Annotated in this window: 10 protein-coding genes; 6 read left to right on the top strand and 4 right to left on the bottom strand. The window is 45.1% G+C overall.

Translation table 11 applies throughout. The features are described 5' to 3' along the window. Positions 1 to 5 precede the first annotated feature (5 nt). Entirely contained in the window at positions 6 to 761 is a 756-nt protein-coding gene (gene truA, locus NYR17_RS03025) for a tRNA pseudouridine(38-40) synthase TruA (protein WP_302506306.1), read from the bottom strand. A 200-nt stretch (positions 762 to 961) separates the two neighbouring features. Here truA and NYR17_RS03020 point away from each other — a divergent pair, with 200 nt between their 5' ends. Together NYR17_RS03020 and NYR17_RS03015 are read left to right on the top strand one after the other, a co-directional pair. Further along, positions 962 to 1,456, top strand: coding sequence for a metallophosphoesterase family protein (locus NYR17_RS03020; RefSeq protein WP_302506305.1), 495 nt, complete (start codon positions 962 to 964; stop codon positions 1,454 to 1,456). Beyond that, positions 1,453 to 1,941, top strand: a complete 489-nt coding sequence (locus NYR17_RS03015; RefSeq protein WP_302506303.1) for a Smr/MutS family protein — start codon at positions 1,453 to 1,455, stop codon at positions 1,939 to 1,941. The genes NYR17_RS03020 and NYR17_RS03015 overlap by 4 nt, the downstream gene beginning before the upstream one ends. Positions 1,942 to 2,480: 539 nt before the next feature. Here the strand turns inward: NYR17_RS03015 and fmt are convergent. From fmt to ribB, 3 genes are all read right to left on the bottom strand, one after another. Beyond that, positions 2,481 to 3,431 carry a methionyl-tRNA formyltransferase gene (fmt, locus tag NYR17_RS03010; protein ID WP_302506301.1) on the bottom strand — a complete coding sequence of 317 codons (951 nt, stop codon included), beginning with the start codon at positions 3,429 to 3,431 and terminating at the stop codon, positions 2,481 to 2,483. Further along, on the bottom strand, positions 3,428 to 5,332 hold the full coding sequence (locus tag NYR17_RS03005) for a RecQ family ATP-dependent DNA helicase (RefSeq protein WP_302506299.1): 1,905 nt from the start codon (positions 5,330 to 5,332) through the stop codon (positions 3,428 to 3,430). Before NYR17_RS03005 ends, fmt begins: the two co-directional genes overlap by 4 nt. Before the next feature lie 66 nt (positions 5,333 to 5,398). Next, a complete protein-coding gene (gene ribB / locus NYR17_RS03000; RefSeq protein ID WP_302506298.1) occupies positions 5,399 to 6,520 on the bottom strand; it encodes a 3,4-dihydroxy-2-butanone-4-phosphate synthase in 1,122 nt (373 codons plus the stop codon). 180 nt (positions 6,521 to 6,700) lie between these two features. Between ribB and mfd the strand changes: the two genes are divergently transcribed. From mfd to rlmD, 4 genes are all read left to right on the top strand, one after another. After that, positions 6,701 to 10,060: a transcription-repair coupling factor gene (mfd, locus tag NYR17_RS02995; protein WP_302506976.1), complete on the top strand. Its 3,360-nt coding sequence runs from the start codon at positions 6,701 to 6,703 to the stop codon at positions 10,058 to 10,060. A gap of 193 nt (positions 10,061 to 10,253) precedes the next feature. Then, positions 10,254 to 10,694, top strand: a complete 441-nt coding sequence (locus NYR17_RS02990; RefSeq protein WP_302506297.1) for a hypothetical protein — start codon at positions 10,254 to 10,256, stop codon at positions 10,692 to 10,694. Then, entirely contained in the window at positions 10,642 to 11,643 is a 1,002-nt protein-coding gene (gene meaB / locus NYR17_RS02985; RefSeq protein ID WP_302506296.1) for a methylmalonyl Co-A mutase-associated GTPase MeaB, read from the top strand. Before NYR17_RS02990 ends, meaB begins: the two co-directional genes overlap by 53 nt. A gap of 84 nt (positions 11,644 to 11,727) precedes the next feature. Beyond that, positions 11,728 to 13,143 carry a 23S rRNA (uracil(1939)-C(5))-methyltransferase RlmD gene (rlmD, locus tag NYR17_RS02980; RefSeq protein ID WP_302506295.1) on the top strand — a complete coding sequence of 472 codons (1,416 nt, stop codon included), beginning with the start codon at positions 11,728 to 11,730 and terminating at the stop codon, positions 13,141 to 13,143. The last annotated feature ends 2 nt before the right edge of the window (positions 13,144 to 13,145 follow it).

Here is a 13,145-nt window from a genome sequence, read left to right as displayed (position 1 = left end):
CTTGTTTAATCTTCTATAATGAGGGCTTGCTCCCACGGATAACCTACATCTACCAAGAACAAACCTTGTGCAGGTGCCGAAACGCCTGCCGAGTTTCTATATTTCGCTTGAATAATGCCGTGCAAATCTTCGGGGGCTATCTTACCACTGCCGATATCCACCATAGTCCCCACAATAGCGCGCACCATATTCCTCAAAAACCGATTGGCAGAGATGGTAAATACCAAGTGGCGACCTTCTTGCGTCCATTCCGCTTTATAGATTTTGCAGAGGTTGGTCTTCACATCAGTGTTGAGTTTAGAGAAACTCGTAAAATCTTCGTACTCAAAGAGGATGGCACACGCAGCATTCATCCGCTCGATGGAAAGCCCGCGGCGCCAGTAGCTCCACGCCGAATTCTGGCTAAAAGGGTCTTTATCTAAGGCGATGTAATATTGATAAGTGCGGTAGGTGGCATCAAACCTCGCGTGGAAATCATCTCTCACACGGAACAAACGGTGGATGGCAATATCTGGAGGCAAGAAGGCATTGAGCCGCATAGGCAGCGCAGGGTCTAAGGCAAAATCCACATCAAAATGGGCAAACATCTTCCGTGCGTGTACCCCTGTATCCGTTCTGCCTGCACCTGTGGTTTTCACCGCCGTTCTTAGAATGGTGGATAGCGCCCGCTCCAGCTCTTCCTGCACAGAAATCTGCTGTGGCTGCCGCTGGTAACCAAAATAATGCTGTCCGTTATAAGAAAATTCTATACAATATCTCACTGCCCTATGCGCTTAATAATGAAGTTGCAAAAGTCGGAAAAATATATGGATTTAAAAGGCGTTTCTCCAAAAAAGATGAAGCACCCCACGCCCACCCTCTACCCCAAAGCCCCATTTCAAACGGGTTTTTATCCGCTTTAAAATCACTTTAAAACCACTCAGATGTTCATCGTTCAAAAAAAATCTCCTAAATTAGCCCCGTGAAAAATATCTTACTCCTTTCTGACACCCACAGCCACCTTGATGAGAGGATCCTCGCCTATGCCCAAGAAGCAGATGAAATCTGGCATTGCGGTGATTTTGGCAACCTGCAAGTGGTAGATACTTTGGCTCAAATAAAACCCCTGCGAGGCGTGTATGGCAACATAGATGGCGCAGACATTCGGAAGCAATTTCCAGAGGTGGCACACTTCCGCTGTGAGGAGGTGGAGGTCCTGATGATCCACATTGGCGGCTATCCACAGCGCTACACTCCATTGACAAAAAAGAGCATCAGCGAGTACCGCCCCCAGCTGTTCATCAGCGGGCATTCCCACATCCTGAAAGCGATGTATGACCACACCAACCAGCTCCTCCACCTCAACCCTGGTGCTGCAGGACAACAGGGCTGGCACCAGATGAGAACGATGATGCGCTTCCGCATTGAGGGCAAAGACATCAACAATTTAGAAATTATAGAACTCGGAAAGAAATGAAAATAGGAGACACCGTTGCCGTGATTGATGAACCTCTGGTGGGCACCATTAGCGCCATACACCACGACCAAATCACCCTGATAGATGCCGAAGGCTTTGCCCACCGCTACCCCAAGCACCTTCTGGTGCCTCACCAAGATGTGTACGACCAAGCGCCCATTATCCCAAAGGCGGAGCCCCAGCCCACACGCCCTAAAAAAACCAAAAAGCATCTGGTCTTAGACCTTCATTTTGACCAACTGGTGGAGCATCCACAAAACTACGACAGTTTTGAACGCCTACTGATCCAAAGGGAGAAATTAGAGGACACCTTAGAGTTCTGCCGCACCCACAGAATCAAAAAACTGGAAATCATCCACGGTATCGGCGATGGCGTGCTCCAGAAAATGGTCTACGAAGTCCTCCGCAACAAAACCGATATAGAGTTTGACGATGGCGGTTTCTTCTACCACCAGCAAGGCTCTGTTTGGGTGGAATGGCGCTAACCTCCAACAATAATGAAGCACCCCTAAAAACCTCGCGCTTCCCCTCAACCTTTTCCATCAGAATACATTTTTATCAATAAAAACTCAGTTTTATTGATAAAAACCACTATAAAATCAGCGGGACAGCTTCCCGACATATTCAGGAAACTGTCCCGTTGCGAGCCGCATAATTTTTAAACTCATTTGGGACTGTCAACACCGCTGGACACTCACTTTTAAACTCAGTTGGGACCGTCAACACCGCTGGACGCTTACTTTTAAACTCATTTGGAACTATCAACACCGCTGGACACTTACTTTTAAACTCATTTGGAACTATCAACACCGCTGGACACTTACTTTTAAACTCATTTGAGGCTGTCAACACCGCTGGACACTCACTTTTGAAACCCATTGAGGCTATCAACACCGCTGGACACTTACTTTTGAAGCTTGTTGAGACTGTCAACACGGCTGGACACTCAGTTTTATGATTAAAACAAAGCTTTCCTCAAAAAAATATCCTTTAATTAAGATAAATTAGGGCTATTGCGCTGCCTTTACGCTAAGCTGATGTGGGTATCCTCTTGAAAACCGTTAAGAAAATCCTTCACGGGCATTCGTTTCTTGCCTTGCAGCTGCACTTCTTCTGGGATATAGATGCCATCTTTCACAAAAATTTTGAATTGATGCTTGCTGCGCTCCACAGTCCCCACGGCGCGGCTGTGTTCGGTAGGCTCAAAGTGTCCGCGGTAGATTTTCAGGGTCTTTGCCTCCTCGCCGATGTTCACGGTGGTAAAGGCGGCAGGGTAAGGCGACAGCCCACGGATGAAGTTGTAAATCTCTCGCCCTGAGGCTCGCCAGTTGATTCTGGTATCTTCCTTGAAAATCTTAAAGGCGTTCTTCGGCACTGCCACATCGGGCTGTGGTGTCTCCGTGATGGTATTTTCAGCAATTCTGTCCAGTGTTTCCACCACCAAATCTGCGCCGATGAGCATCAGGCGGTCGTGGAGGCTGCCTGCATCTTCATCAGCCCCTATAGGGGTAGATTTTTGAAGGAGGAGGTTGCCCTCATCTATTTTCTCATTGATGTAGAAAGTGGTCACGCCTGTGGTGGTCTCGCCGTTGATAATCGCGAAATTGATAGGCGCTGCCCCACGGTAATCTGGGAGCAACGAGGCGTGGAGGTTAAAGGTGCCCAAGCGCGGCATCTGGAACAAGATTTTAGGCATCATCCTAAATGCCACCACCACGAAAATATCGGCATCCCAAGCCTTAACTGCCTCTAAAAATTGAGGGTCACGGAGTTTCTCTGGCTGGAGGATGGGCAATTGCTCTGCCTCGGCGTATTGTTTCACTGGGGAGGCTTGGATTTTCTGCCCCCTGCCGCTGGCTTTATCCATTACGGTCACTACGCCCACCACTTGGTGGCGTGAACAGTGGATGGCTTCTAAACTTTTCTGTGCAAATTCTGGCGTTCCAAAAAAAACGACTTTCAACGGTTGGCTCATGGGTTGAGTGTGTAGGTTTTATAGTTTAACATTTTTATTTTTCCTTCGTTAAGGAGTTTGATCAGGTCTCTCAACAGCTGGGGGCTATCGATCTGCGGCAGGGCAGCGGCTAACTCTAATAAAGTCTGCGGGCGCTCCGCCAAAAGGAGCAATGCAGGGTGCTGAACTTCCTCTTGCTGGTACTGGCGGTTGAGACATACGGAACAATGACCGCAATTTTGTGCAGTGGCTTCGCCAAAGTAGGATAAAATGAGTTGCATCTTGCAGCGGTCTCGGTTTTGGATGAAGTATTTCATCTCTTCCCACTTCTGGACTTTGTTCCTTTGGATTTCAAAGAACAGATGCCACCACTTGCCCCCAAAGCTCTGTTCATCGCGAGGGATTAAAAACTTAATGCTCCCCGCTCCGCCATCTATATAATGGACAAATCCTCTCTTCTTTAAACTCTGCAGATGTTCTTTAAGTTGTGCCGCAGGCATATGGAGTTTTTGGGCTAATGCCTCCTCACGGAAATACACCTTGTGGGTGGAGAAACCGGATAAATTCCGAAGCAAAGTTTCTATAAAATAGGCATCGCTCTTGGGTAGGAGTTCAAAATCTGAGACCTCAATGGTCAGCTCCACAGAGGATTTGGACTGGCGCGCATTATAATAAATAATCTCTTGGTTGTGGAGGAAGGTCAAGATGTTATTGAGCATCGGCAATGGTGCACGGGTAACCCTCTGCCAACTTTGAATGTTGAACTGAAAGGTGCCTTCTGCCTGTTCATAGTCCGCAATTTGGAATAAAGAATACAGATAAGACACGGCTTTTTTAAAGAAGTCTCGGCTGGGAATCTGTTGGTACAATACCCCATCAAACCTTGATATTTCATCTTCCGACCAAAGCAATACCGCAAAAGAAGGCTGTCCATCTCGCCCTGCGCGCCCTATTTCTTGGTAATAATTCTCAAGAGAGGTGGGCGGCGAGAAGTGGATCACAAAACGCACATCCTCCTTATCTATCCCCATACCAAAAGCATTGGTTGCCACCAGCACACGGTTGGGGAGGGTGAGCCATTCGGCTTGTTTTCGGTTCTTATCCTGCAGCGAGAGCCCTGCGTGGTAGTAATCTACCTGCGACAAGCCGCTGTGATTAAGGTATTCGGAGAGTTGCTCTGCTTGCTTCCTCGTAGCGGTGTAGATGATGCCCGTGGCAGGGTTATTTTTGAGTAAATGGAAGACCCGAGCGTATTTATCCACCGTGGCTTCTGTATAAATGCTGATGTTGTCTCGCTTAAAACTCTTCTGGAAGATCTGGGGGCTCTGTAGCCCTAACTTGGTTTTGATGTCTTCCACCACCTTGGGCGTGGCTGTAGCGGTGAGCGCCAGCACGGGCTGACCGCTCAACTTGTCTTTCCTAAATGCTTCTATATTCTGATAACTCGGGCGGAAGTCTTGCCCCCATTCTGAGATACAGTGCGCCTCATCTACGGCTAAAAAGGAGATTTGCATCTCCTCCACTTTACTGAGGAACACCATATTCTTCAGTCGCTCTGGAGAAACAAATAAGATTTTGGTAATCCCCTCTATGCAACGGGCATAGATGGTTTCGGCTTCGTCTTCCTCTAATTCGGAACTGAGGTATTCGGCTTCTATGCCTCTTTGTTTGAGCTGTCCCACTTGGTCTTTCATCAGCGCCAATAGCGGCGAGACCACCAGACAGGTGCCCTCTAATACCAAAGCGGGCAGTTGATAACAAAGCGACTTGCCTCCTCCTGTTGGGAGTAGCGCCAAGGTGTCTCGGTGGTTTAAAATGGAGAAAATAATGTCTTTCTGGGCATCGCGGAAGGTGCTATAACCCCAAAAATGAGCTAAAGTATCCTCAATAAGGGTTGATATTTGCTGTCGCGTATAGGGCATCTCTCAATTAAAGTCTATCATTAAGCACAAAACATAGCGAAAACCGAGCTGGAAGGGCTCTTGGGATTAAAGTTGCACCATTTCCGTCACCTCCACATCATAACCAGATATGACGGGTTTCTGTTGTGGGTTCTGGGTTATCACTCTAAATTTGGTAATGCCCAAATGCTTCAAAATCTGGGTACCCACGCCGTATTCCATATAGTTAGCCGACAACGTAGGGCGCTGCACCTGGCCATCTTGGTAGTCTAAAAACTGTTGGAGCTTGCGCATCGTATGCTCGGCATTAGAGACATTATTGATGAAAATAATAGCGCCCTTGCCTGCCTCGTTAATCATATCGGTCACTTTTTTGAGTAGTGGTTTTTCCCCTGAAATCAGTCGGCTAAGGACATCAAAATAGGCGCTGGAACTCTGCACTCTGACCAATATAGGCTCATCTTCTGTCCACTCTCCTTTGGTAAAGGCAAAATGGATTTGCTCGGTATGTTTTTCTTGGAATGCGTGGAATGTGAAGTTGCCATAGATGGTCTCCACCTCGCGTTCTTCTATCTTATGAACCAGATCGCCTTTTCTGAGGCGGTATTCTATTAAATCTTCTATAGAAATGATTTTGAGCTGATGCTTTTTCGCGAGCTCTACCAACTGAGGGAGACGCGCCATAGAACCGTCATCATTCATAATCTCGCAGATAACGCCTCCTTCTTTAAGCCCTGCCAACTTGGTAAGGTCTATCGCCGCTTCGGTGTGGCCCGCTCTTTTGAGTACGCCTCCTTTTTTGGCTCTTAGTGGGAAGATGTGCCCAGGTTTCATAAAGGCGGTAGGCTTGGTGTTTTCATTCATCAGTGCCAAAATGGTTTTGGCTCTGTCGCTGGCAGAAATCCCTGTGGAAACGCCCTCGCCCAATAAATCTACGGAAACGGTAAATGCGGTTTCCTTAGGGTCGCTACTCCGCGTGACCATAATATCCAGCCCCAACTCATCACAGCGCTCTTCGGGTAGTGGTGTGCAGATTAAACCACGGCCATATGTGGACATAAAGTTGATAATCTCTGGGGTGGTCAGCTCCGCTGCCGAAAGGAAATCGCCTTCGTTCTCGCGGTTTTCATCATCTACTACAATGATGATTTTCCCGTTTTTTAGGTCTTCTAAAGCTTCTGGAATGGTATTGAGTTGGATCTCTGACATTATTGGTATGGTTTTAATGAAGGACAAAGATAATATTTTTTTTGAGACCTACCGCGTTATTAGGTTGCAATCCTCACTCATTTTTCATCTTAAAAAAAGTCTTATCTTTGCCCTATATAACGCTATGGGAAATCCCTATCAGCGTGTTTTTTTGTTGATAATAGACCGTAAGTGTACGCCATGAATCTACAATCGATCAATACCACCCTACTCCCCCAACTTCTGAAACGCCAGTTTGGGGCTTCCATCTTCCAAGCATTGGCACAGCACCAGCATATTACTGTGAAGGGCGCTGCAGGCTCTACGCCAAGCCTTATTGCGGCAGAGGCTTTTTTGAGTTTAAACCAAACCATCGTCCTCCTTACCGATGATAAGGAAGACGCCCACTACATCACCACGGAAATGGAGGAACTCTTGGGAGAACACCAAGTGCTTTATTTCCCTGCCACCCATCTGGAGCCTTACCAAATAGAGAAAACGCAAAATGCCAATTTGGTCCTGAGAACAGAGGTGCTCAACCAACTCAACACCTCCAAAACGCCACGGTGTATTGTTGCCCACTACTCGGCGCTGACCGAAAAAGTGCTGAAGAAGGAAGATTTTAAAGCCATTTCTCATCATATCAAAGTGGGTGACCAACTGGATTTTGATTTTACGGAGGAGCTTCTGCATCAGTTTAACTTCCAGTTGACAGATTTTGTCTCTGAACCTGGAGAATTTGCCGTGAGGGGCGGTATTGTAGATGTGTTTTCTTACGCTAACGACCGACCTTATCGCATCACCTTTTTTGGCAACGAGGTGGAGAGCATCAAAACTTTTGATATTGAAAGCCAACTCTCGATAGAGAAAGTGGACAGCCTGCAATTGGTCTCTAATATGAGCTACGCCATACAAGGCAGCAAGGTTTCGCTGTTAGAAATTTTGCCGAAAGACAGCCTTATCGTCACTAAAAATGCATACTTAGGGCTGAACTACATTCGGGATTTTTATCAGAAGGCGGAAGTCCGTTTTTCTCAATTCGGCGAGGGGATCCAGCGACAAAAACCAGAGGAATTATTTGTGTCTGATGAGGCGTTTTTTAATCAATACCAAAACTTTAGCACGGTTGATTTTACCGCACAGTCTTTGCAGCTGCCACAAGCCCCCCACCTTGAATTAAAACAAACGCCCCAACCCAGTTTCAACAAAAATTTTGAGCTCCTTATCGAGAACCTGAAAGAGCAACAGCAACAGGATTACGAGATTTGGATTTCTTTCGCTACAGATAAGCAAAAAGACCGTTTGCAGAGTATCTTTGAGGATTTGGGACAGTCTATTCACTTTCAATTCTTTAAATCTGAACTCCACGAAGGCTTGATCGACCACGAGAGCAAAATCTTGATCTATACCGACCACCAGATTTTTGACCGCTACCAGCGCTATCAGCCTAAAAATGCCTTTGCCAAATCTGAACAACTGACCCTCAAAGACCTGATGTCCCTCAAAGTAGGCGACTACATTACCCATATTGATTACGGCATCGGGAAGTTTTTAGGCTTGGTTAAAGTGAACAATGGCGATAAGGTCCAAGAGTGTTTTAAACTCACTTATAAAAACGGAGATTTGCTCTATGTGAGCATCCACGCCCTACACAAAATATCCAAATACAACGGTCCCGAGGGCAGAGAGGTGGTGCTTTCCAAAATAGGTTCTCCAGCGTGGAAAAACTTAAAAAACAAGACCAAAGCCAAGGTAAAACAGCTCGCTTTTGATTTGATAAAACTCTATGCCAAAAGAAAAACTGCCAAAGGCTTTGCGTATATGCCAGATACCTACCTCCAGAACGAGTTGGAAGCCAGCTTCATCTACGAAGACACGCCAGACCAAGAAAAAGCAACGCTGGATGTAAAAAAAGATATGGAAGCCGAAACCATTATGGATCGTTTGGTCTGCGGCGATGTAGGCTTTGGAAAAACCGAAGTGGCGATAAGAGCCGCCTTTAAAGCCGCTACAGATGGCAAGCAAGTGGCAGTGCTGGTGCCTACCACCATTTTGGCATTTCAGCATTACAGAAGTTTTGTGGAACGGCTTAAGGATTTCCCTGTCAACATTTCTTACCTCAACCGCTTCCGTACGGCTAAGCAAAAAAGGGAAACATTGGAACAGTTAGAAGCGGGGAAAATAGACATCATCATCGGTACGCATCAGCTGGCATCGGAGAAGGTAAAATTCAAAGATTTGGGGCTTCTCATTATAGATGAGGAGCATAAATTTGGAGTTTCCGTAAAGGATAAACTCAAAACGATGAAAGCCAATATAGACACCCTCACGCTTACCGCCACGCCCATCCCAAGAACGCTACAATTCTCGCTGATGGCAGCGCGGGATTTATCCGTTATCAAAACACCTCCACCCAACCGCCAACCTGTGGAAACTCAGCTCATCGGCTTTAATGAAGCCACGATAAGAGATGCCATTTCCTACGAACTGCAACGCGATGGGCAGGTGTATTTCATCAACAATAGGATAGAAAATCTAAAAGACATCGCAGGGCTTATCCAGCGTTTGGTGCCAGATGCCCGCGTGATTACAGGGCACGGACAAATGGATGGCAAGCAGTTGGAGCAAAATATTTTAGACTTTATGGAAGGTAAATATGATGTTCTGGTCTCCACCACCATTGTAGAAAGTGGCGTAGATGTTCCGAATGCCAACACCATTTTCATCAATGATGCTCAGCGCTTCGGTATGGCAGACCTCCACCAGATGCGTGGGCGCGTGGGGCGGAGCAATAGAAAGGCGTTCTGTTACCTCATCACACCGCCGTTTGATATGATGACTTCCGATGCTCGCAAACGCTTGGAAGCCATAGAGCAATTTTCCGACTTAGGCAGCGGTTTCCAAATCGCGATGAAGGATTTAGAAATCCGTGGTGCTGGGGATTTGCTGGGTGCCGAGCAAAGTGGCTTCATCAACGAAATGGGCTTTGAGGCGTATCAAAAAATTATGCAAGAAGCCTTAGAAGAGCTTCAGAGCGACCCTGAATTTGATACCCTTTTTGAAAGTGAAAACGACCGCAAAAAGCTCTTCAAATCTCAGAAAGAGGTCAATATAGATACCGATTTAGAACTGATGCTGCCAGATGCCTATGTGAGTAGTATAGAAGAGCGCCTAAGTCTTTATCAAAAGTTAGCTGACATTACCCAACCAGAGGCGTTACAGCAATTTGAGTATGAACTTAACGACCGCTTTGGTCCTCTCCCAGAAGAGGCTCAGAATTTGCTGAAATCAGTGCGGTTAAAATGGTTGGCGGCAGACATTGGCTTTGAAAAAATCGTGATGAAGAATGGGGTATTCTTAGGCTACTTCCCAAGTCATCCGCAGGATAAATTTTATCAAAGTGAGAAGTTTCATCACATCATCAACTATCTTAGCCAAAATCCGCAAGATGCTGCCCTCAAAGAAAAACACACAGCCGAAGGCACCCAACTGATGATGAGAAAAGAGCATCTGCATAATATAGATGAGGTAAATACCTTGCTGCAAAATATTTTAAAATAGAAAAAACTTCCCTAAAATGTCGCAGAAATAATGTTTTTTCAATCATAAAACCTATATTTGTGAATCACAATTTATTGATTCACATTTTAAAATTTGAGATTTTTATAAAACAGAAGACCGAAGGTCAATAGGCAATCAAAAAGGAAGAAAAATTGTTGTATAAAGTGACGACAATTGCTAAAATAGAAATGATATGATTCTAATCAAACGAAGTATTTTTCCATTATCAAAAATTGATGTCAAACTAAATGATTTAACTTTTAGTTTGAAACCCAATGAGTCTAAATCGTTGGAGATCAATCATCAAGAAATAAAAACTATTGATATAGAAATCAGTAATCAATGGATAACAAATAAAGAAACGATACCTTTTAATGATCATTCTACCATAAAAATTGTTAGCGCAATACCAGATTTATATTATCTGTTGGGCGGAGGTATCAGCATTTTATTATGTGTATTGCTTTTCTTAGGGTTGGTATCGCCTTTATGGTTAGTTGTTAGTTTTATTTACATTCTACCGCTCATTTACTATAGCTTTTTTGCGAAAAAAAAATATTTTAAAGTTTATCATAATCACTATGCCCACCATTTCCACAGAGGTTTTAGTACAAGGGATTTTAAACGGCGATAAAAGGCTCCTGAGCAAAGCCATTACCCTTGTAGAAAGTAAAAAAACGGAACACCAGCAACAGGCAGAAGGCTTGCTCAGACAAATTCTGCCCCATACTGGGCGCTCGGTTCGCCTTGGGATTACAGGAGTGCCAGGCGCTGGTAAATCCACTTTTATCGAGAGTTTTGGGCAATACGCCATTCGGCAGGGTCAAAAGGTAGCGGTTTTAGCCATAGACCCCAGTTCTTCTCGCACCAAAGGAAGTATTTTGGGCGATAAAACCCGTATGGAAGAGCTGGCACGAGAGCCCCACGCCTTTATCCGCCCTACGCCCAGTTCTGGATTTTTAGGCGGCGTAGCCAATACCACTTTTGAAACGATGCTCCTCTGCGAAGCCGCTGGCTATGATATGATCCTCATAGAAACCGTTGGTGTAGGGCAATCCGAGACGCTGGTGGCAGACATCACCGATGTTTTTTTATTTTTAAAAATCATTGGTGGTGGTGATGAATTGCAGGGCATCAAACGCGGTATTATGGAAATGGTAGACCTTATTTTCATCAACAAAGTGAATGACGAAAATCGCCAAAAAGCTAAAAATACCAAGCTGGAATTATCTCGGGCATTGCAATTTCTTCCGCCCAAAGAACCACAATGGAAAGTCCCTATTTTATTAGGTTCGGCGCTCCACCACGAGGGCATAGCAGAAGTTTATAACCAAATCCAAGATTATATCCAATTCAAAAAAGACCACAACCGATGGCAACTGAGCCGCCAACAACAAGCCGAAAAACGCTTTGATTACTGGGTGCAGAATTATATTTTAGCCCAAACCCAACAATCGCACGCCTTGGCAGAGCAATACGCCACGCATAAAAACAAAGTCTACCAGCTCCACGCCAACCCCAGCACAGAAGCCAAAGCCTTTGTGGCACAGCTTTTAAAGACCAATCCCAAAACCGAAGAATAAACGGAAGGCAAAATAGGGCTTCATTTTAAATTTATAAATCTTATTTTTGCAGCCTCATCGGTTATCAATTTATTACAAATACTTATGTCTAAACGAAGAAAAAATATCATCTTAGAAAACATCCAACTGACCACCGCAGGCGCCAAAGGCGTAACCATCGGGAAAACAGAAGCTGGGAAAACGGTGCTCGTTTCTGGAGCTGTACCTGGTGATGTGGTTAGAGCCAGAGTTAAAAAATCCAAAAAACAATATGATGAAGCCGAAGTTTTAGACATTATAGAACCTTCCAAAGACCGTGTGGCGCCTGTGTGCATCCACTTTGGTGTGTGCGGTGGCTGCAAGTGGCAAAACCTCTCTTACAGCAAACAGTTAGAGTTTAAACAAAACGAAGTACTGAACAACTTGAAGAGAATTGGCGGAATAGAAAATTTTGAAACCCTGCCTATTTTAGGCTCAGAGGAGGTTTATTTTTACCGAAACAAAATGGAGTTTTCATTCTCCAATGCCCGATGGCTCACGGCAGAAGAAATTGCCGAAGACCAAGCCATTACCCACAAAAATGCCTTAGGATTTCATATTCCTGGGATGTGGAGTAAAATCCTTGATCTTAAAGAATGCTATCTCCAAGAAGCCCCTTCTAACGACATCAGATTAGCGGTAAAGCAATACGCTGATGCCCACAACTTAGCCTTTTTTGATGTGAAAAATCAAGAGGGTTTCCTGCGAACTTTGATGCTGCGCCAAAACTCAAAAGGCGAATGGATGGTACTGTTCCAAATCTACAGAGAGGAAACCGAGCATAGAATAGCCTTGTTTGATTTTCTCCTCCAGAAGTTCCCACAGATTAAAACTTTGGTCTATACCATCAACCCCAAATCTAACGATTCTATTTATGATTTAGACATTATCCCATATTATGGCGATGGCTTTTTGGTGGAAGAAATGGACGGCTTAGAGTTTAAAATCGGGCCTAAATCATTTTTCCAAACCAACTACCAACAGGCGCTCAATCTGTATAGGAAAACTTTAGAATTCGCTGATTTAAAAGGTGATGAAGTGGTGTACGACCTCTACACAGGCACGGGCACCATTGCGCAATTTGTTGCGAGGAATGCCAAGCAGGTAATTGGGATAGAGTCTGTGCCAGAGGCCATTGCTGCCGCCAAAGAGCACGCCCAACATAACGGGCTCCACAACTGCACTTTCTATTGTGGCGATATGAAGGATATTTTTACCGATGAATTCCTTGCTCAGCATCCTAAAGCGGATGTCCTCATCACCGACCCGCCTCGCGATGGTATGCACGCCAAAGTGGTGGAGCAAATTTTAAAATTAGCACCAGAGAAAATTGTTTATGTGAGCTGCAACTCCGCCACCCAAGCGCGAGATTTAGCTCTGATGAAACATCAATACCGCGTGGAGAAAATCCTTCCTGTGGATATGTTCCCACAAACGCATCATATTGAAAATATTGCACTCCTCACCAAAATCAATTCTTAAAT

The sequence above is a fragment of the Riemerella columbina genome (assembly GCF_030517065.1).
Taxonomy (GTDB): domain Bacteria; phylum Bacteroidota; class Bacteroidia; order Flavobacteriales; family Weeksellaceae; genus Riemerella; species Riemerella columbina_A.
The sequence above is the reverse complement of the archived record's forward strand: the minus strand, read 5'-3'. Positions and strand labels throughout refer to the sequence as shown.